Origin of the sequence: Pararhizobium sp. DWP3-4, assembly GCF_049898205.1 — a bacterium.
In the GTDB taxonomy this organism is placed as follows: domain Bacteria; phylum Pseudomonadota; class Alphaproteobacteria; order Rhizobiales; family Rhizobiaceae; genus Pararhizobium.
Window position 1 is genome coordinate 1 of sequence record NZ_JAFCXF010000021.1, and the last position, 21,111, is coordinate 21,111.

General features: G+C 61.4%; 15 protein-coding genes. 6 read left to right on the forward strand and 9 right to left on the reverse strand.

Features of this window, described 5'->3' with window-relative positions; translation table 11 throughout:
• The first annotated feature begins 311 nt into the window (after positions 1–311).
• The 4 genes from ACP7E6_RS27605 (at position 312) to ACP7E6_RS27620 (ending at position 3,246) form a co-directional block, all read left to right on the forward strand.
• Positions 312–1,199, forward strand: coding sequence for a uracil-DNA glycosylase (locus tag ACP7E6_RS27605; RefSeq protein ID WP_426233112.1), 888 nt, complete (start codon positions 312–314; stop codon positions 1,197–1,199).
• 152 nt (positions 1,200–1,351) lie between these two features.
• Positions 1,352–1,528 carry a hypothetical protein gene (locus ACP7E6_RS27610; RefSeq protein ID WP_113549007.1) on the forward strand — a complete coding sequence of 59 codons (177 nt, stop codon included), beginning with the start codon at positions 1,352–1,354 and terminating at the stop codon, positions 1,526–1,528.
• Between the two features lie 66 nt (positions 1,529–1,594).
• Positions 1,595–1,741, forward strand: a complete 147-nt coding sequence (locus tag ACP7E6_RS27615; RefSeq protein WP_426233114.1) for a hypothetical protein — start codon at positions 1,595–1,597, stop codon at positions 1,739–1,741.
• 224 nt (positions 1,742–1,965) lie between these two features.
• Positions 1,966–3,246: an MFS transporter gene (locus ACP7E6_RS27620; protein WP_426233116.1), complete on the forward strand. Its 1,281-nt coding sequence runs from the start codon at positions 1,966–1,968 to the stop codon at positions 3,244–3,246.
• A 16-nt stretch (positions 3,247–3,262) separates the two neighbouring features.
• Here the strand turns inward: ACP7E6_RS27620 and ACP7E6_RS27625 are convergent, their stop codons facing one another.
• Positions 3,263–4,201, reverse strand: coding sequence for a DMT family transporter (locus ACP7E6_RS27625; protein WP_426233118.1), 939 nt, complete (start codon positions 4,199–4,201; stop codon positions 3,263–3,265).
• A 520-nt stretch (positions 4,202–4,721) separates the two neighbouring features.
• Here ACP7E6_RS27625 and pepN point away from each other — a divergent pair.
• Both pepN and ACP7E6_RS27635 read left to right on the forward strand, forming a co-directional pair.
• Entirely contained in the window at positions 4,722–7,370 is a 2,649-nt protein-coding gene (gene pepN, locus ACP7E6_RS27630; protein WP_426233119.1) for an aminopeptidase N, read from the forward strand.
• A gap of 205 nt (positions 7,371–7,575) precedes the next feature.
• Positions 7,576–9,915, forward strand: a complete 2,340-nt coding sequence (locus ACP7E6_RS27635; protein WP_426233121.1) for a PAS domain-containing sensor histidine kinase — start codon at positions 7,576–7,578, stop codon at positions 9,913–9,915.
• A 36-nt stretch (positions 9,916–9,951) separates the two neighbouring features.
• Here ACP7E6_RS27635 and ACP7E6_RS27640 read toward each other — a convergent pair whose 3' ends face one another.
• From ACP7E6_RS27640 to ccmI, 8 genes are all read right to left on the reverse strand, one after another.
• A complete protein-coding gene (locus ACP7E6_RS27640) occupies positions 9,952–12,906 on the reverse strand; it encodes a bifunctional [glutamine synthetase] adenylyltransferase/[glutamine synthetase]-adenylyl-L-tyrosine phosphorylase (protein ID WP_426233123.1) in 2,955 nt (984 codons plus the stop codon).
• A gap of 45 nt (positions 12,907–12,951) precedes the next feature.
• On the reverse strand, positions 12,952–14,361 hold the full coding sequence (locus tag ACP7E6_RS27645) for a sensor histidine kinase (RefSeq protein ID WP_426233125.1): 1,410 nt from the start codon (positions 14,359–14,361) through the stop codon (positions 12,952–12,954).
• Positions 14,358–15,059, reverse strand: coding sequence for a response regulator transcription factor (locus ACP7E6_RS27650; RefSeq protein ID WP_060503644.1), 702 nt, complete (start codon positions 15,057–15,059; stop codon positions 14,358–14,360). Before ACP7E6_RS27650 ends, ACP7E6_RS27645 begins: the two co-directional genes overlap by 4 nt.
• A gap of 154 nt (positions 15,060–15,213) precedes the next feature.
• The gene (locus ACP7E6_RS27655) at positions 15,214–16,782 is read right to left on the reverse strand and encodes a Do family serine endopeptidase (protein WP_426233127.1); all 1,569 of its coding nucleotides are present in this window, start codon (positions 16,780–16,782) and stop codon (positions 15,214–15,216) included.
• A 207-nt stretch (positions 16,783–16,989) separates the two neighbouring features.
• Positions 16,990–17,451, reverse strand: a complete 462-nt coding sequence (locus ACP7E6_RS27660; RefSeq protein ID WP_426233129.1) for a cytochrome c-type biogenesis protein — start codon at positions 17,449–17,451, stop codon at positions 16,990–16,992.
• On the reverse strand, positions 17,448–19,436 hold the full coding sequence (locus ACP7E6_RS27665) for a heme lyase CcmF/NrfE family subunit (RefSeq protein ID WP_426233131.1): 1,989 nt from the start codon (positions 19,434–19,436) through the stop codon (positions 17,448–17,450). Before ACP7E6_RS27665 ends, ACP7E6_RS27660 begins: the two co-directional genes overlap by 4 nt.
• On the reverse strand, positions 19,433–19,885 hold the full coding sequence (gene ccmE, locus ACP7E6_RS27670; protein WP_426233133.1) for a cytochrome c maturation protein CcmE: 453 nt from the start codon (positions 19,883–19,885) through the stop codon (positions 19,433–19,435). The genes ACP7E6_RS27665 and ccmE overlap by 4 nt, the downstream gene beginning before the upstream one ends.
• Positions 19,882–21,033, reverse strand: coding sequence for a c-type cytochrome biogenesis protein CcmI (gene ccmI, locus ACP7E6_RS27675; RefSeq protein ID WP_426233135.1), 1,152 nt, complete (start codon positions 21,031–21,033; stop codon positions 19,882–19,884). The genes ccmE and ccmI overlap by 4 nt, the downstream gene beginning before the upstream one ends.
• Between the last annotated feature and the right edge of the window lie 78 nt (positions 21,034–21,111).

Consider the following 21,111-nt stretch of genomic DNA (forward strand, 5'->3'; position numbering starts at 1 on the left):
AACGGCGGACGGAGACCCTTGCTCTCCCACGGGCTTGGTGTCCCAAAGGTGCGACGGTCTTCCATCCGCCACCGCAACTGGCATTACAGCGCCAAATGCGGAAGAAGGGAAGTTACAAGGTGGCCCGCAGGGCCGGATGATGGGGAGCCCAACACATAGAGCTTGCCGTACCGCCCCCTCATCGTCTCGCTTCGCTCGACACTTCTCCCCGCTGGGGAGAAGAGGGAGATTGCCGCTCTTTCACAGGCACAAATCCATATTGCGTCCGCGATGGTCTTCCCTGCCCGCCCCCGCTTCTGTACAAGCAGACCATGATCTCCAGCGACACCATGAGCCCGGCCGAACTTGCCGCCCTTCTGCATTTTCATGCGGAAGCCGGGGTCGAATGGCTGCTGGAAGACGAGCCGGTCGATCGCTTCGCGGAATTTGCCGAGGCGAAGGTGGCGCGCGGCAGTGGCGCGTCGCAAGCCATGCAGCGGACGCAGGTCTCGGAGCGTGGCGATGCACCCAATGCGCCGGTCGATCGCGAAAACGCCAATCGGACCGCCAACAAGCCGCAGGCGGCACCGGCAGTCGTCCCGCAAATGGCCATTCCCGATGAGCAGGCCATCGCCGAAGCGCGGTTTGCGGCCGGGTCTGCCCGCTCGCTTGCGGAACTCAAAAGCGCCATGGAGGCATTTTCCGGCTGCAACCTCAGAAACAGCGCCCGCAACATGGTGTTTGCCGACGGCAATCCTACATCCGGCATCCTGGTGATCGGCCCGGTGCCGAATGGGGACGACGACCGCGAGGGGGTTCCGTTTTCGGGCAAGCAGGGCCAGATGCTGGAGCGCATGCTGGGCGCCATCGGGCTCGACCGGACATCGGTGCTCCTGACCAATGTCATTCCCTGGCGGCCGCCGGGAAACCGCCCGCCCTCGCCGCGCGAAACCGATATCTGCCGCCCGTTCATCGAGCGTCAGATTGCGTTGGCCGAACCGCGCCACCTGCTGATCCTCGGCAATTTCGCCGCCCGTTTCTTTTTCGGCGGCAACGAGATGATCCATCACATGCGCGGCGAATGGCGCGACATTCAGGTGGGCGATGCAACGGTACCGGCTCTTGCCACGCTGCATCCGCAGGACCTGACCTCGGCACCGGCCAGCAAGCGTCTGGCCTGGCAGGATCTCTTGGCGTTTCGCGCCCGGATTCGTGGTTAAGAGCGCCTGAACCCGGCGCCTGCCTGATTTATGAACAAACGATGAAACAAGCCATGCGGATTGCGCATACCAGCAACGCGAACGCGTCCGTTGCGGAATCGATGTTGCAGTGCAATATAAGACAACGGGGGGACTGAATAAGGAATTGAACCATGACGACCCGTTTTCGCCCTCTGCATTCGAGCTTTGAAACGCTCCGCCACGCCGGCTCCGCGCTCCGCACGCCCTTCAACAGCTTCGGCTCGGCTGCCAACGAACAGATGACCGCTGCAGGCTACGGCCACAAGACACGCCCGGCCCAGATCTTTGCGGAATTCGTCCAGCGTTGATTTTCAAGGTCCGCGCAACCGCGCGCCTCCGCTTGAACACCAGGTCAAGATGAAAGGTATCCGATCATGACAGCACATATCCGCTCGCTCCGGGTCCTCCTCGCCGATATCGGCACCGCCGTCCGCGCCTCCGGCGAATTTAGCCGTCTGAGCAAGGAAGCTCCGGCCACCAATGCCGACCGTCATGCGGTCAGCGGGTTCCTGCCGAAGTAACCGTCGGCTTTCTGGCCGCCCTGCGACCACATCCCTCTTCTGCGCCAAGCCTTGTCGCAATCGACAGCGTCAGCAAAACTGGATAGAGCGACACTCGTTCTTTGATTCCAACAGCGGCGTTTCGGGCACCGGTTTTCAAGCGCGCAATCCGCTCCAACATTTTCAGCGTTTTTCCTGAGGCTTGTGCGTCACAGCCAACGGAAAGAACCGCGTCCGGAGCCTTCATGCTGGTCAGCCTCAGATCCGTGTTCAGCCTGATGCTTTCGACGCTTTTGATGATGGTCGGGTTCGGGCTGGCGAGCTATGTTCTGCCGGTCCGCTCGGTGGCCGAGGGCTGGTCGACGCTGACCATTTCGCTGATCGCCACCGGCTATACGCTGGGTTTCACGATCTCCTGCATCATCACCCCGAAATTCGTGCTGCGGGTCGGCCATGTGCGGGTGTTTACCGCCTTGATCACGCTGCTCAGCATCGCCATCCTGATGTGCGGACTGGTGGTCGACTGGCGGGCCTGGATCTTCTTTCGCGCCATTTCCGGCTTTGCGATTTCGGGCAGCTATCTGGTCATCGAGAGCTGGTTGAACGAACAGGTCACCAACGAAAACCGCGGCATGCTGTTTTCGCTCTATCTGATCACCACCATGGTCGGCACGATCGGCGGGCAATATCTGGTGCCGCTTGGCGATCCGACCAATTCGTCGCTGTTCATTCTGTGCGGCGTGCTGTTTTCGCTGGCGCTTTTGCCGACGGCGCTGTCATCGTCGGCAATGCCCGCCCCGCCGGCCCAGGCCAATTTCGACGTGCCGGGACTCTATCGGCGCTCCCCCGTTGCCGTCGTCGGCGCATTTCTCGCCGGTGCCATGTCGGGCGCCTGGCTCAATCTCGGCGGCGTCTTCACCCAGAAGATCGGCCTTTCCACGGCGGAAGGGGCAACGCTGCTGGCGGCCCTTCTGGCTGGCAGCGCCATTTCGCAGATCCCGATCGGGCGGACGTCCGACCGGATCGACCGGCGCATCGTCATGGTCGGCTGCGGCATCGTCGGTGTCGTCTCCTGCCTGACCATGGTCGCCTTTGTCGGCTCCAGCCCGCTGGTACTCTATGTCATCGCCGCCTTCGTCGGCTCGGTCTTGTTTCCGATCTATGCGCTGAATGTCGCCCACGCCAACGATCTTGCAAGGCCCAACGAATATGTCGAGGTTTCCTCCGGCATGATGATCACCTATGGCATCGGCACGATTTCCGGCCCGCTGATGGTCGGCCCCGTCATGGATCGCTTCGGACCGCCGTCGCTATTCGTGATTCTGGCCGTCTATTTCGCGCTCTACGCCGCCTATGCCGCCTGGCGCATCGCCCAGCGCGGCCATACGGATGGGCTGGTGTCCAAGACCGATTTCCAGGCCAATACCGTGCCGACACCGGGGACGGAGGCCGTCAACGCCATGAACCAGGCGGTGCGGCCGGCCGATCTGATCGATGACGACACCGCCCCACCAGCGACATCCTGACCATTCAGGCAATGGCTCAGCCCTGCGGGGTGATGTGCTTGCGCGCACCCCGGCGCTCAAGACCGAGCTGATGTTCCCGGAATATGATGAAGATGCCGGCGCCGACAACGATCGCCGTGCCGATCAGCATGACGCCGGTCGGCACCTCGTCGAACAGGAAGTAGCCGATCAGCAGCCCGAGCAGGATCGACGTATATTCGAACGGTGCGATCGTCGACATATCGGCATAGCGGTAGCTCTGCGTCAGAAGGATCTGCGCGACGCCGCCGCAAAAACCCGCCCCCATCAACAGCAGAAAGGAATTCATCGGCAGCGGCTCCCAGCCGAACGGCAGCGACAACAGCGAGAAGCACGCCGCCGAGAGCGAGAAATAGAGCACGATCGTATGCGTCTTTTCCTTGGCGATCAGCTTGCGCACCAGCACCATGGCGACGGCGCCGAGGGCCGCCGACAGCAGCACGGCCAGTGCGCCCAGCGCCTCCTGCGAGCCGAACCCGCCATCGCGCAACAGCGTCACCCGTGGCCAGGTGATGATCATCACCCCAACCAGCCCGATCAGCACTGCCGACCAGCGATAGATCCGCACCGTCTCCTTCAGGAAGACCGCCGCAAAGACGACTGCCAGCAGCGGCATGGCATAACCGATCGCGATCGCTTCGGGCAGCGGCAGGTGCACCAGACCGTAGAACCCGAAACTCATGGCCAGAATGCCGATTAAGCCGCGTGCAAGATGGCCGAAAATATCCTTGGTGTGGAAAGCGGTGCGCAGATGCCCCTTGAAGGCGAGATAGCCGAGGATCGGCACCATGGCGAAGGCCGAGCGGTAGAAGGTGATCTGGCCGGTGGCAATCTCGGTTCCTGCCGCCTTGATCAGAGTTGCCATGCAGACGAAAACCAGGACGGACATGACCTTGAGGGTGATGCCCTTCATCGGGTGGGGGAACTCGGAATCCATTGCGGGTCGCACTCATCGGACGAGGGCAGCGGGCCGGGAATCATTGGAAACGACAGGCTGCGGAAAAAGTAGGCGGCCGGAGAATCCGCCGCCGGGACCCTGTCACCTTAACGCGCGACAATCGAAAGAGGGATCAATTTTCGTGATGAGTGGCGGAAATATTTGATGCACCTGCCCCTCGTGCTTCTCCCAGGCCGAAACAGCCAGATGGCCACCGGGCAAGCAATCTGGAGGGCGAAAATCGCAGCCTTGAGATAAACGCTGACAACCGGCTGTAAAATTACGTAACCTGTGCCAAAAATACACGACTGATTTAAATATTGTTAGGGCGAATTTCGTAAGTCTCTCAACAAGCAAAGAACGGGACAGGTCAGGCATGCCGGAAATCGGCATGTACCAGCGAAAAAGAACCACCTTGCGACAACACCGGAAGCTTCGCATCTTCAGCGCAGCCTCTTCACAGAGACCAAGCCTCACCACCAGCGTCGTGACGCAGCGGATGATGCAAGCGGGACAAACAATGCGGACAGATACGGGCGAGATCATTCATCTGGAAGACTACCGGCCGACGGATTTCGTTCTTGAGAGGGTGGACCTCACCTTCGAACTGGATCCGACCGAAACCAAGGTCGAAGCCCGGCTGATCTTCCACCGGCGTGAGGGGGTAAACGCGGATGCGCCGCTGACCCTTGATGGCGACGATCTGAAGATGACCGGCCTGCTGCTCGACCAGGAAGAAATTCCGGCGCTCAACTACGATGCAGCCGAACACACGCTGACGATCCGCGACTTGCCGGCAACGGCGCCTTTCGAAGTAACGATCACCACAGAGATCAATCCCGAGGCCAACACCACGCTGATGGGCCTCTACCGCACCAGCAATGTCTATTGCACGCAGTGCGAGGCCGAAGGCTTCCGCCGCATCACCTATTTCCCGGATCGCCCGGATGTGCTTGCTGTCTATACGGTCAATATCATCGCCGACAAGGCGACTGCACCGCTGCTGCTCTCCAACGGCAACTATCTCGGCGGCGCCGGCATGGGCGACGGCCGGCATTTTGCCGCCTGGTACGATCCGCATCCGAAGCCGAGCTATCTCTTCGCACTGGTCGCTGGCGATCTCGGTGTCGTCGAAGATACGTTCACCACCCTGTCCGGCCGCGAAGTCACGCTGAAAATCTATGTCGAGCACGGCAAGGAGCCCCGCGCCGCCTATGCCATGGATGCGCTGAAGCGCTCGATGCAGTGGGACGAGGAACGGTTCGGCCGCGAATACGATCTGGATATTTTCATGATCGTCGCCGTGTCCGATTTCAACATGGGCGCCATGGAGAACAAGGGGCTGAACGTCTTCAACGACAAGTATGTTCTGGCCGACCCGGAAACTGCGACCGATGCCGACTACGCCAATATCGAGGCGATCATCGCGCATGAATATTTCCACAACTGGACCGGCAACCGCATCACCTGCCGCGACTGGTTCCAGCTCTGCCTCAAGGAAGGCCTGACGGTCTACCGCGATCACGAATTCTCGGCCGACCAGCGCTCGCGCACCGTCAAGCGTATCGCCGAAGTCCGGCACCTGAAAGCCGAACAGTTTCCGGAGGATGCCGGCCCGCTGGCGCATCCGGTCCGCCCGACAAAGTTCCGCGAGATCAACAACTTCTATACGACGACCGTCTATGAAAAGGGCTCCGAGGTTACCCGGATGATCGCCACCCTGCTCGGTGCCGACCTCTTCAAGCAGGGCATGGATCTCTATTTCGACCGCCATGACGGACAGGCCGTGACGATCGAGGATTTCGTCGCCTGCTTTGCCGAAGTCAGCAAGCGCGACTTCACCCAGTTTTCGCTCTGGTATCACCAGGCGGGAACGCCGCTGGTCAGTGCCTCGACGGCCTATGACGCCGCCAAGCAGACATTGACGCTGTCGCTTGAGCAGATGGTGCCGCCAACGCCCGGCCAGAGCGCCAAGGAGCCGATGTATATTCCGCTGCGCATCGGCCTTCTGCTGGAGGACGGTTCGGAAGCCACGGTCACCGCCGTCACCGGTGCGGAAATGACCGGCGACGTGCTGCACCTCGTCGAGCGCACGCAGACTGTGGTTTTCAACGGCATCACATCGCGCCCGGTCCTGTCCTTGAACCGCGGCTTCTCGACGCCGATCAACCTGCATTTCGAGCAGACGGCGGCCGATCGTGCGCACATCGCCAAGCATGAGAGCGACCTGTTTGCCCGCTGGCAGGCGCTCAACGATCTCGCCTTGCCCAACCTGGTCGCCGCTGCTGCCAGCGCCAAGGCTGGCGAACCCGTGCAATGCGACGCGTCCCTGATCGACGCCCTGCTCGCAGCCGCCGCCGACGGCGATCTTGAGCCCGCGTTCAGAGCCCAGGCACTGGCATTGCCAAGCGAAGCCGATATCGCCCGCGAAATCGGTGGCAATAACGATCCGGATGCGATCCATGCAGGCCGCCAGCAGATCATGGCGGCGATTGCCAGAGCCGGCCAGGCCATTTTCGAGAAACTGGCCGACGAGATGGTCGTCTCGGGTCCGTTCAGCCCCGACGCTGCAAGTGCCGGACGCCGGGCACTGCGCAACACTGCCCTCTCCTATCTCGTCTATGCGGAAAACGAGCCGGCCCGGGCCGTGGCTGCGTTCAAATCCGCCAACAACATGACCGATCTCAGCCAGGCCCTGACCATCCTTGCACACCGGTTTCCGGATGCCGCCGAAACCATCGAGGCCCTTGCTGCGTTCAAGACCCGTTTTGCCGCCAATGCCCTGGTGATCGACAAGTGGTTCACCATCCAGGCGACCATTCCGGGGGCTGAAGCGCTTGCCCGGGTCACCGCCTTGATGGCCGATCCGCTGTTCAACCGCTCCAACCCGAACCGGGTGCGCGCGCTTGTCGGCACGTTCGCCTTTTCGAACCCGACCGGATTCAACCGCGCCGATGGCGAAGGTTACCGGTTCCTGGCGCGCCAGATTCTCGACATCGATCCCCGCAATCCGCAGCTGGCTGCACGTATCCTCACTTCGATGCGGTCATGGCGCTCGCTGGAAGCCGGCCGGGCCGAACAGGCCCGCAGCGCATTGCGCGAAATCGCCGCAGCACCGAAGCTATCTGCCGATGTCAGCGACATCGTCGAGCGCATGCTCAAGGGATAGAAAAAATCAACCGGAATCGACCAAAACCCCGCAGCTGCGGGGTTTTTTTGTTTCTGTGAAAGGAAGACGCCAAAAGTGCAATTTTCCCATGACGATAAATGGTTAACAAAGTTTTACATTTCCCTCTGGACAAGGCGAATCACAATTGATTCATTGGGTCAGGTTCGGGCGAGCGGCGCACCGAATCACATGAGGGTTTTCAGATTTGACCAAGATGGCGGAAGCGCAGCGGGGACGCGCAGCCGGTGAGCGGTTGCGTCCCAGATTTCCTGGCTTTTCGAGGCTGGAACGGGACGTTATTCAGCACGCGCGGATTTTTACCGAGCCGGCAGTGCGCCGTCTCGCGGGTGCCGAGCCGTTGCTCAAGCGCTCGATCCCGATCCTCATCACCGCGTTTCTTCTCGTCGTCGCCATTTCCCGCATCAGCGGCATCATGGTCGAATATGCGCGCATGGAGGCAAGCGCGCGCCAGGTCACCGTCCTTGCTGCAGCGACCGCGAGTGCAGCACTTCAGGAAAACGGCGTGGCTCTGTTCGACAAGGCGCAGAAATGGGATGTCGAGCAGCGGCTGAACGCCGTCCTCTCGCCGGACATGCTCGAATCGGGCGCCTTTGTTCTGACCGTGCGCAATGACGGCCGGATTTTCGCAAGCTCTCCAGACGGTTCAGTCTATACGGGCCGCACGCTCAACGCCGTGGCACCGGAAGTTGCAGCCTTCCAGTATTTCGGCGAACGCTCGACCGTGATGAAGACCTTCATCGGCGGTACGGAACACATTGTCGCGTTGATGCAGGTACCGGGCGGGGCGGGAATGCTGCTCGTCGCCACGCCTCTGTCAGGCATCCAAAAACTCTGGCGGGACGAGGTGTCGCTGAACGTCACCTTGTTCGCCGGGATCTCGGCGATCCTGCTGATCGTGCTTTATGCCTATTACATCCAGGCCAAACGTGCCCGTGACGCCGACCAGATTTTCGCGGAATCCAACCTGCGCGTCGAAACCGCCTTGTCGCGCGGACGCTGCGGTCTTTGGGATTTCGACATGCCCAACCGCCGGCTTTTCTGGTCGCGCTCGATGTACGAGATGCTTGGCATGCCGCCGCAGAGCAATGTGCTGTCCTTCGGCGACGCCGCACGGCTGATGCACCCGGATGACGGAAGCATCTACAAGGTCGCCCGCACCATCGCCAAAGGCGACGCCCGCCAGATCGATCAGATCTTCCGGATGCGCCATGCCGATGGCCACTATGTCTGGATGAGGGCGCGTGCGCAGGTCATCCGCACTGCTTCAGGCCGTGTGCACCTGATCGGCATCGCCATGGATGTCACCGAGCAGCACCGACTGGCACAGCGTTATGCCGAAGCCGACCAGCGGTTGGCAGACGCCATCGAATGTACGTCCGAGGCCTTCGTGCTCTGGGACAAGAACGACCGGCTGGTGATGTGCAACACGCACTATCAGCAGGCCTACAAGCTGCCCGACCGGGTGCTGGTCGCCGGCACGGAACGCTCGGTGGTCAACTCTGCCGCCGCCCGCCCGATCATCGAACGGCGCATTGCCGACCCCGACCGGTCCAATCAGTCGCAGACTTCAGAGGTACAGCTGTCGGATCAACGCTGGCTGCAGATCAACGACAGGCGCACCCGCGACGGCGGCCTGGTATCCGTCGGTACCGACATCACACTTTTGAAGCGGCACCAGGTGCGACTGCGCGAATCCGAGCGCCGCCTGATGGCAACCATCGGCGACCTCTCGACCTCACGCATCACGCTGGAACGCCAGAAGGCCGAACTCTCGGTGGCCAATGCTAATTACCAGGCCGAAAAAGAGCGTGCGGAAGCGGCCAACCGGGCCAAATCCGAATTCCTGGCCAACATGTCGCACGAATTGCGCACCCCGCTGAATGCCATTCTCGGCTTCTCGGAAATCCTGCAGAACCAGATGTTCGGGCCGCTCGGCTCGGAAAAATACGACGAATATTCCCACGATATCCACGACAGCGGCAAACATCTGCTCAACGTCATCAACGACATTCTCGACATGTCGAAGATCGAGGCAGGCCAGATGAAGCTCAACCGGGAAACCATCGATCTCGCGCCGCTGATCATGGAAACCCTGCGCTTCACCACGATCCCGGCACAACAGAAGAACATCTGCGTCGATCAGCAGATCTCGTCCGGCTTGACGATCACTGCCGATCGCCGCGCCATGAAGCAGGTCCTGCTCAACCTGTTGTCGAACGCCGTCAAGTTCACCAACGAGGGCGGCAAGATTTCGCTGCGGGCCCGCAAGGTCGCCGGTGCGGTGACGTTGACCATCGCCGATACCGGCATCGGCATCCCCCGCCTTGCACTGGAAAAGATCGGCCAGCCTTTCGAACAGGTTCAGAGCCAGTATGCCAAGAGCAAGGGCGGCTCCGGCCTTGGTCTTGCGATTTCCAGATCTCTGACCAACCTGCATGGCGGCGCGATGAGAATCCACTCGCAGGAAAATGTCGGCACGATCATTTCGCTGCGCATACCCGATACGTCGCCACGCACAGTTTAGGGGCCGAGGCCAATCTGGCCAACGCCCAACACCTGATCAGGATTTGACGGTCGCCTGAAATATCCGGCGTACAGCCTTCGACAGGCGCCGGATATCAGCCTCCAGCACCTTGATATCCGGCGAATCCCCTGCCCGGCATAAGAGCTCGACCAGTCCGGCCGGTGCGTCCTTCAGCTCCAGATCCCCCTCGATGCACAATCGCACGATCTGCGAGAGGTCGGTGAACAGCGTCAGCGCCTCCTGTACGGTATCGAGGTCGGCCGGGGCAATCAGAGCCGGTCCAAGCAGCCGCAAGACATCAACCGTCGAGGTGCCGCCCGGTGGAGTGGCGATACCGCGGGCCGGTGCGATCAGGGCAAGATATTGCGCAATGAATTCGATATCGACCAGCCCGCCGGGAATAAGCTTGAAATCCCAGACATCGCTCGGTGGCTTCTCCTTGTCGATCAACCCGCGCATCTCGGCGACATCGGCCGTGACCTTTGCAACATCGCGGCTCTGGCCAAGCACTTCGCGGAAAATCATATCGACTTCTGCAATCAGGCTTTCCTCGCCGCAAAGAGCACGGGCGCGCGTCAGCGCCATATGCTCCCAGGTCCAGGCTTCCTCGCGCTGGTACTTTGCAAAGGCATTGATCCGGGTGGCGACAGGCCCCTTGTTGCCGGAGGGGCGCAACCGCATGTCGACCTCGTAGAGCACGCCTTCAGCCGTTGGCGCCGAGAGTGCCGCGATCAGCCGCTGCGTGACACGGGTGAAATAGCGGATGGAATCGAGCGGCTTTGCGCCATCGGATTCGCTTCCCTCATCATCATGGTCGTAGAGCAGGATGATATCGACATCGGACCCGGCAGTCAGTTCATGGCTGCCCAGCTTGCCCATGCCGATAACCGCGACGCGGCCGCCGGGGAATTTCCCATGCGCGGTCTCCACCTCGTGCAGCACCGCATCCAAAGCGGCGGTCAGGATCAGGTCGGCCAGATCGGTAAACGCATGTCCCGCCTGTACCCCGGTGATGACGCCGGTCAGCAGCCGGATCCCGATCAGGAACCGCTGCTCGGAAGCGGTGATCCGCAGCCGGTCGAGAATGTCCTCATAGTGCCGGGCCGTGGCCAGAAAGCCTTTGATCCGCTCCGCCAGATAGTCTCGTGTCGGCAGTTCTGCGAGAAGCCGGGGATCGAGCATGCCATCGAACACATGCGGCTTGCTGGCAATGATATCGGCAAGCCGTGGCGCGGATGACATGATGTTGACGATCAGCGACAGCAGGCCGGGATTATTGCCGAGCAGCGAGAACAGCTGGATGCCGGACGGCAGACCCGCGATGAAATGGTCGAAGCGCAACAGGGCCTCGTCGGCGCGCTTGTTCTGGCCAAAAACACGCAGCAGTTCCGGCGTCAGTTCCGTCAGGCGCTCGCGCGCTTCCACCGACTGCGTCGCCCGGTAGCGGCCATAGTGCCAGGTCCGGATGGTTCGGGAAATATCCTGCGGCCGCTCGAACCCGAGCTTCCTTAGTGTCCCCAGCGTATCCGGATCGTCTCCCTGCCCGGTAAAGACCAGATTTCCGGTCTCGCTCGAAAGTTTTGCTTCCTGCTCGAACAGCTGGGCATACCGCCGTTCCACCGTCTTCAGCACGCGCGACAATTCCAACGAAAACGCAGGCACATCGGCAAAGCCCATCATGTAGGCGATGCGTTTCAATTCAGCGTCGGTCGTGGGCAGAACATGCGTCTGTTCATCGCGCACCATCTGCACCCTGTGCTCGACATCGCGCAGGAACCAGTAGGCGGAAATCAGTTCTTCGGCTGTTTCCGTGTCGATCCAGTTGGCCCGTGCCAGGCCGTGGAGCATGGGCTCGGTGGCACGCAACCGCAGCTCCTGCATCCGTCCGCCGGCGATCAACTGCTGCGTCTGGACGAAAAATTCGATTTCGCGGATGCCGCCCCGGCCAAGCTTGATATTGTGGCCTTTGACCGCGATCTCGCCGTGCCCCTTATGGGCATGGATCTGCCGCTTGATCGAATGGATATCGGCAATCGCCGCATAATCGAGATATTTGCGGAACATGAAGGGGGTGAGTTCCCGCAGGAAGGCTTCGCCAGCCTTGATATCGCCTGCGACCGGCCGCGCCTTGATGAACGCCGCCCTCTCCCAGTTCTGACCGCGGCTTTCGTAATAGAGCATCGCCGCCTCGACCGGGATGGCAAGCGGCGTCGCACCGGGATCGGGGCGCAGCCGCAGGTCGGTGCGGAAGACATAACCGTCACCGCTGCGCTCCTGCAGGATGCGGATCAGGCGGCGCAGCAGCCGGGCAAAGGTTTCCGGCGCGTCGTCCGGGACCGTGATCAGCGGCGCGTGCGGCTCGTAGAACACCACCAGATCGATATCGGAGGAGTAATTCAGCTCGAACGCGCCGAGCTTGCCCATGCCGAGAACGACGACGCCCGACTGGTCGCTCGGATGCGCGACATAGACGACATTCAGCTTGCCTGCGTCATGCGCGCTCAACAACAGATGGTCGATGGCGGCGGACACCGCTGCACCGGCGAAATCGCTCAACCACCGCGTCGTCTCACGCGCATCGAAAAGCCGGGAGAGATCGGCAAGCGCAATCGCAAAGGCGATATCGCGCTTGGCCTGCCGCAGGCGCGTCATGATCTCGGCATCGGTGAGCGGCTTGCCGGCGTCAGCGCTTTTCCATGCGTCACGGGCGCTCTCGACGCAGGCTTGCAGATAGGGGATCAGCGGGCGGCCAAGCACCTGAACGAGGACCTGCGGATGGGAAACAGCCGTGTCGCGCAGATAGGGCGAGAGCGACAATGCCGCAACGACAAAATCTTTGAGCGGCGTCTCGCCGGCCAGCAGATCGGCGATATCCGTCTGGGTCTTTGCGATATCCTTGAGGCTGGAGAGTACGGACTTGGCGTCCGTCTGGCTCATCGGCCGCAGCGTGCATGTGCCGATATCCGATAACTGCCGCGTATCCGTTTGCATATTGGTCTCTCCCAGCCGCTCCCGATTTCGGCTGCCCTATGCCTATCAGCCGGAGCGGAGCTGGAAAACCATGCTGGCGGTCAAACCACGATTGTTTTCAACGTCGGGAACCGTATCGCTCAGTTCGAGAGACCCTTGGTGCATTTCCATCACCGCTTCGACCAGCGAAAGACCAAGCCCTGTTCCCGGCTTGCTGCGGCTTTCGTCCAGCCGCACGAAACGCTCCACCACGTCCTCGCGCTTATTGGCGGGCACGCCGGGTCCATGATCCGCCACGGACAGGACGATCGATCCATCCCGCATGGAGAGGCTGACCTTGATCAGCGGATTTGCGGCGCCGTCGGAATATTTGATGGCATTGTCGATCAGATTGCCAAGTGCCTGCCCGATCAGTTCCCGATTGCCGGAAACATGAATATCGGCAGGCACGTCGGCCTCCAGTTTCAATGCCTGTTCGTCTGCCACCGGCTCATAGAGCTCGACGCAGTCGGCCACACTTTGCGAAAGATTGACATCGCTCATCTCCGCAGCCGCTGCACCGGCTTCGACACGGGAGATCATCAAAAGCGCATTGAACGTCCGGATCAGCTGGTCGGATTCGCCGATGATCTCTTCCAGCGAGGCGCGATAGCCGGAATTGGTCGCCTTGTGCGCCAGAGCCGCCTCTGCCTTGTTGCGCAGCCGTGTCAGCGGCGTTTTCAAGTCGTGGGCAATGTTGTCGGAGACCTGCCGCAGGCCCTCGTTCAGTTTTTCGATCCGTCCAAGCATGGCATTGAGCGATTCCGACAGCCGGTCGAATTCGTCGCCGGAGCCGCTCATCGGCAATCGCTGCGAGAGGTCGCCCGCCATGATCCGCGTGCTGGCGTCCGACATCCGGTCGATCCGCTTCAACGCGTTGCGGCCGATGGCAAACCAGATGATCAGCGCGCCAATGCCCATGATGCCAAGCGCCACCATAAGCGCCTGCCGCACCAATACCCGAAACTTCTCGGGCTCCTGCAGATCGCGGCCGACGAGAATGCGCAGGCCGTTATCGAGCACCAGCACGTGCGCCAGTGCAACATGCCCTTCCTTGCGGCTTTCGTCGGTATAACGCTGATAGCGGAACGATTCGCCTGTCCAGCCCTCCTTGTCCAGAAGGCCGGGCTGCAACGAGGCGACATTGCCTGCGAGAATTTCGCCGGTCGGCCCGGCAATGACGTAGAGATTGGCGCCCGGCTGACGCGCGCGGCGCTCAAGCGTTTTCAGAAGGCTGTTGACCCCTCCACGGCTATAAATCTGCTCGATCTGCGCTACTTCCGCCGTCACCGCGTCCCTCGTCTGCTGCTCCAGCAGCCGTTGCGACATGGCGGTGACGTAGAACACCAGAAAGGCGGCGCAGAGCGAGAAGAGCAGGAGATAAAGCGCCGACAGGCGAACGGCGGTGGTGCGGAAGAGGACACTCAACCTGTTCATGCGTCGGTGCGTCCGTCTTCCTTGATCATGTAGCCCGCACCACGCACGGTGCGCAGCAACGGCTGATCGAAATCCTTTTCGATCTTGGCGCGCAGCCGCGACACGTGCACATCAATGACATTGGTCTGCGGATCGAAATGGTAATCCCAGACATTTTCCAGAAGCATGGTGCGCGTCACCACCTGCCCCGCATTCTTCATCAGATATTCGAGCAGCCGGAATTCGCGTGGCTGCAGCAAGAGCTCGCGGCCTTGCCGGCGGACCGTATGCGACAGCCGGTCCAGCTCCAGATCGCCGACACGATAGACCATGTCCTGTTCGGGAGCCCCCTTGCGGCGGCCAAGCACTTCGACCCGCGCCAAAAGCTCGTTGAAAGCGTAGGGTTTTGGCAGATAATCGTCGCCACCGGCGCGCAATCCCGTGACCCGGTCATCGACCTGGCCGAGTGCGGAAAGAATGAGGACCGGGGTGTGGACACCCTTGCGGCGCAGTTCCGAGATCACCGACAGCCCGTCGCGGCGTGGCAGCATCCGGTCGATGACCAGCACGTCATAGCTGTTCTCGCTGGCCATGAACAAACCGCTCTCGCCATCGCTGGCATGGTCGGAGACGATACCAGCCTCGCGAAAGGCCTTTGCCAGATAGGCGGCCGCTTCGAGGTCATCTTCGATAATCAGAATCTTCATACGCGTGACCATAGTCCCTGACCCGTCTCTTCCACAACCGGTTTGCCCTTGGGAAATCACACTTGCCTGCCCGGTTGCGCAGGTAGCAGTGCCCTGAAACGCCAGACGCCGCGAAACCCTGGTGAAGGTCCGCGGCGTCCGGCAGCTGGAGCTGCGTCAGCCCTCGTCAGCCCTGGCTGATGGGCAGCGCCACGAAGCGGCTGGCATTGTCGGCCTCGATCTGGAACAGCGCCTTGGTGCGGCCGTCCTTCTTGGCAGCCTCGATCACCTTGAGGATGTCGTCAGCCGACTTGACCTCCTGGTTGTTGACCGAGACGATCTTCTGGCCTTCCTTCAGGCCGCGATCGCTGGCGTCGGAGTCCGGATCGACCGCAGAGATCGTCACGCCCTTGCCGTCTTCGGACGGCGTCACGGTAACACCGAGATCAGCCAGTGCCTTTTCGCTCGCCGGCTGCTGTTCTTCCTGCTGCTGCTGCTCGGTACCGGCAGAAGCATCCTTGGTATCGGCCGGCAGTGTCCCGACTTCGAGCTTGACGCTCTCTGCCTTGCCATCACGCCACAAGGCGACATCGACGCTGGTGCCCGGGCGCATCAGGGCGATCTTGCGGGCCAGCTCGCGCGGACCCTTGATGGTATCGCCATTGACGGCGGTGATCACATCACCCTTCTTGATACCGGCCTTTTCGCCAGGAGAACCGGCCTGCGGCTCAACGACGAGTGCGCCGCTTGCTTCGGCAAGACCGAGCGATTCAGCCACATCCTTATCGACCGGCTGGATTTGTACGCCAAGCCAACCACGCGACACTTCGCCATCCTTCATCAGATCGGTGACGACGTCCTTGGCAACGGATGCCGGAATGGCGAAGGCGATGCCGACATTGCCGCCCGATGGCGAGAAGATTGCGGTGTTGATGCCGACCACTTCGCCATTGAGATTGAATGTCGGACCACCCGAGTTGCCACGGTTCACCGCCGCGTCAACCTGCAGGTAGTCGTCATAGGGGCCGGAGCCGATATCGCGGCCACGCGCCGAAATGATGCCGGCGGTCACAGTACCACCGAGGCCGAATGGGTTGCCGACAGCAACGACCCAGTCGCCAACCCGGACCTTGCTGTCGTCTGCAAAGCCGACATAGGCAAACTTGCGCTTGTCATCGACCTTCAGCACGGCAAGGTCGGTACGGCTGTCCTTACCGATCAGCTTGGCGTCCAGTTCCGTGCCGTCGTTGAGAATGACGGTAAAGGCGGAACCGTCGGAGACGACGTGATTGTTGGTAACGAGGTAGCCGTCCTCGGAGATGAAGAAGCCTGACCCTTGCGAGGTCGGACGCAGGCGGCCCGGCTTGCCGTCGCGCGGTCCATGGTCGCGCTCGGCGCGCTTGTCGCCGTTCGGGCCACCGAATTCCTTGAAGAAGCGCTTCAACGGGTGATCGTCGGGGAGTTCATCCAGCCCGCGGCCGCCGAAATCGAAGCTGAAGCCGTTTCCGCTAGCAGCATCATCGGAAACAGGATTGGCGCGCGACTGAACGCGCACGGATACCACCGCCGGAGAAACCGCATCGACGACATCAGCAAAACTTGGAACCTGCGGCGCCTCGATCTTGACGGCGGCGGCAAAGGACTGGGTGATGGTAGCGGGGATACCGGTCGACAGCATGACGGCCGCCAAACCAGCAACGGTCGTTGTCTTCAAGACGGTCTTGAGGGAGGGACGCAGTGCGTTTGTTTGAAACATCCGGTTTGCCTTTTCTCTTCATTTGCATTTGGCTGACTGGAGGAACAGCCGATGAAGAAGAAATAGACGAACGCACCTTACTGACTTGTGTCCGGAAAATGAACTTTTGGTAATGTTGGGTCAGTAGTCGTAGTCGGTAGTCGGTAGTCGGTAGTCGGTAGTCGGTAGAGAACGGCTCTTCAATCGCCAGAACTCTGCAACGCCTCCCTACTCACTTTTGTTCAACACAGCATCCAGCCGCGCCTGCTCGTCCGCAGACAGTGCCGTTCCCGTCACCTTGCCGGTCCTGCGCCTGGCAGCGACAAGCATGGCTGCAGTACCGGCCAGAAGCAGCACCACCGGCGCGCCCCACAGTAGCAGCGTCTTCGTCTCGAAACGGGGATTGAGCAGCACGAACTCGCCGTAGCGCGACACGACATAGGCAATGACGGCTTCGTCGCTATCGCCATTGGTGATCCGCTCGCGCACCAGAAGCCGCAGATCCTTGGCAAGCTCGGCGTTCGAATCGTCAATCGACTGGTTCTGGCAGACCATGCAGCGCAGTTGCGCCGACAGTCCGCGTGCCCGTGCTTCCAGCGCCGGATCGGCCAGCACCTCGTCGGGATTAACGGCAAAGGCCGGCCACGCCGACAGCAATAGGAAGGCGATGACGAGCAACCGGCGGATCATTGCGCGGGCTCCAGAACCGGTTTCTTCTGTTTCTTGGCCCGGGCCGGGGCGCCGACACGCAAGCGTCGGTCGCTCAGCGAAACGGCACCGCCAGCCATCATGAACACCGTGCCCAGCCAGATGCAGAGGATCATCGGCTTCCACCAGATCCTGACGACGACACCGCCGTCTTTCATGTCATCGCCAAGTGAAACGTAGAGCTGGCTCAAGCCGAACGTCCGGATACCGGCTTCGGTGGTCGGCATCTGCCGCGCCGTATAGAAACGCTTCGACGACCAGACCTCGGCCAGTTCGATACCTCCCTGGCTGATGGTGAAGTGCCCGGACTCTTCGCTATAATTTGGCCCGTTGCCATTGCGTAACCCATCGAAACGCAACGTGTACCCGCCAGCGTCCGTCGTCATGCCCGGCTTCATCTCGACGATGTGTTCCGTTTCGAATGCCGTGACCGCAACAATGCCGATCAGCGTTACGCCGAGCCCGATATGCGCAAGCGCCGTGCCGAAAACCGATCGCGGCAGACCGGACACACGCCGCAGCGCAACAGAACCTGTCACCTTGCCAAGGCCCGAGCGCAGGAAAAGCTCCGTCAGTGAACCGGCAATCATGTAGGCGCCGAGCGCGATACCGAACAGCGCCATGATCGGGCCGCCATTCTGCGCGTAGTAGATGACACTCCCAACAACCAGACCAAAGGCCACAGCTGCAAACAGGCGTTGCCCGGCGCCGAGCAGATCGCCGCGCTTCCAGGCGAGCAGCGGGCCGAACGGCACGGCCAGCATCAGCGGCAGCATCAGCAGTCCGAACGTCATGTTGAAGAAAGGTGGACCGACGGAGATTTTCGCACCGGTCACCGCTTCCAGCGCCAGCGGATAGAGCGTGCCGATCAAAACGGTCGCGGCCGCCGTCGTCAGGATCAGATTGTTGAGGACCAGCGCGCCCTCACGCGAAATCGGCGCGAACAGACCGCCCACCTTCAGATGTGCCGCCCTGAAGGCAAACAGCGACAGCGCGCCGCCGATGAAGAGGATGAGGATCATCAGGATGAAGACGCCGCGCGTCGGGTCGGTGGCAAAAGCGTGAACCGAGGTCAGAACGCCGGAGCGGACGAGGAAGGTGCCGAGCAGCGACATCGAGAATGTCATGATCGCCAGAAGCACGGTCCAGATCTTCAGCGCCTCGCGCTTTTCCATCACCAGCGCCGAATGCAACAGCGCCGTTCCGGCCAGCCACGGAATGAAGGATGCGTTTTCGACCGGATCCCAGAACCACCAGCCGCCCCAGCCGAGTTCGTAATAGGCCCAGTAGGAGCCCATCGAAATGCCGGCCGTCAGACAGGTCCAGGCGGCCAGCGTCCAGGGCCGCACCCAGCGCGCCCAGGCCGCATCGATGCGGCCTTCGATCAGCGCGGCGATGGCAAACGAGAAACAGACCGAAAAGCCGACATAGCCGAGGTAGAGCAGCGGCGGATGGATGGCGAGCCCAATGTCCTGCAGCACCGGATTGAGATCCTTTCCCTCGCCCGGCGCATTCAGCAGCCGGTTGAAGGGATTGGACGTCAAAAGAATGAACAGCGAGAACGACGCCGCGATCCAGGCCTGGACGGCCAGCACATTGGCTTTCAGGGTTTCCGGCAGATTGTCCCCGAACACCGCGACGAGTGCGGAGAAAAACGTCAGGATCAGCACCCACAGCAGCATCGAGCCTTCGTGATTGCCCCAGACGCCGGAAAACTTGTAGATCAGCGGGATCTGCGAATGCGAATTCTCCCAGACATTCTGAACGGAGAAATCGGAGGTGACATGCGCGTAGGTGAGAACCCCGAACGACAGAGCCATCAGCAGGAACGTGGCCTTGGCAGCAACCGTGCCGATCTCCATCAGTGCATGGTCGTTGCGCAGCGCGCCGATAATCGGCAGAACGGCCTGCAACAGCGACGTGGCAAGCGCCAGAACCAGGGCATAGTGACCAAGCTCGATGATCATTGGATGTTTTCCTTGCCGCCGAGATTGACGCCCTGCGCCTTCAACCGGTCCGCCACGTCCTTGGGCATATAGGTCTCGTCATGCTTGGCAAGCACGGTATCGGCAACGAAAACCGGGCTTCCCGCCTTGAAACTGCCTTCGGCGACAACGCCTTGGCCCTCGCGGAACAGGTCCGGCAGAATGCCGGTATAGGTCACCGGCACCTTGTCCAGCGTGTCGGTGACGCTGAAGGTGATGGTCATGCCCTCGCCGCGCTTGAGCGAGCCATTCTCGACCAGACCGCCAAGCCGGATGCGGGTTCCCGGGGCAAGATCCGCCTTGGCGAGATCGCCGGGCACATAGAAATAGGCAATCGCCTGGCTGAACGCGACCATCACCAGCAGTACCGCCGCAGCAATGAAGCTGACACCGCCGCCAATGATCACAAGACGCTTCTGTTTGCGGGTCATTCGACGCCTCCGTCGGCCTTCAGCCCAAGCTCGCCTGCCAGCGCCAGCAATTGCTTGCCTTCGCTGCCATCCGCCGGAAAGACGGCAAGCCCCTGTTTCAGAGCGTCGGCGGCCTTGTCCTTCTGGCCGAGCACGGAATAGGAGCGGATGATCCGCATCCAGCCCTCGAAATTCCTCGGATCTGTCTTCAGCTTTTCCGCGAGGCTGCCGACCATGCCCTCGATCATCGCCGTGCGATCGCCAGCGGTCATATCCTTGGCCGCCGCGATATCGTCACCGGTCGGATTGCCCAGCCGTGTCCCAGCCTGCTGCGCTGCTGCCGGGGTATCGCCCTTGAGACCGGCGATATGCTCGTTGACCAGCGGCAGCCATGGCGCACCGGCAGGCGATGTGCTGACGATCTGCTCGAAGGCTGCAAGCGCTTCCGGCACCTTGCCTTCCTGCTTCAGGGCAAGCGCCAGGTAGAATTGCGCACGCGGATCGCCGGGTTCGATCGCCAAGAGTTTCTGCAACGAGTCGCGTGCCTCGTTGGTCACCAGCCCGCCGGACAGCGCGATCAGGCTTTCGGAATAGCCGCCGAGACGCACGGGCGTTGCGCCAAGTATGCGCAGCGCGTTGCGGAATGCCACGGCGGCCTCTTCGACCCTGCCGCTGCGATAGTAGATCGGCGCCAACACGTCCCATCCGGCACCGTCCTCAGGATTGGCGACCAGTTGCCGTTCGGCCCGTGCGATCAGGATGTTCATATCGTCGCCGGGATTGGCGAGGCGCGCGGCCAGCGGCGCATCCGGTAGATCCGGATTGCCGGTCCGCAAGTACAGACAGAGCCCGACTGTGGGCAGAATGAGGACGACGGCCAACTGCGCCAGCCGGTTACCGCGCTTCACCGGTTGAGCAGGTGTAACCGCCTTCACCGCGTCGGTCGCGGCCAGCAGGCGACGGGCGACTTCGGCGCGTGCGAAATTCGCGTCATCGCCGGAAATCAGACCATTGTTCTCGTCGCGCTTCAGCTCTTCCAGCTGATCGCGATAGACCTCGACATCATGGGATTGGGGGGCCTCGGCGGTTGCGGCGGCGCGCAGCAGCGGAAGCAGCAGAACGGCGGCAACGGCCGCCGTCAGGGTGGCAACTAGGATCCAGAACAGCATGTGCGCTCAATTACTATGCGAAGCCTGCCATTCCAATCGGAAAACCGGAGATGACGGAAATTTGAGGCGTTTCGCCGC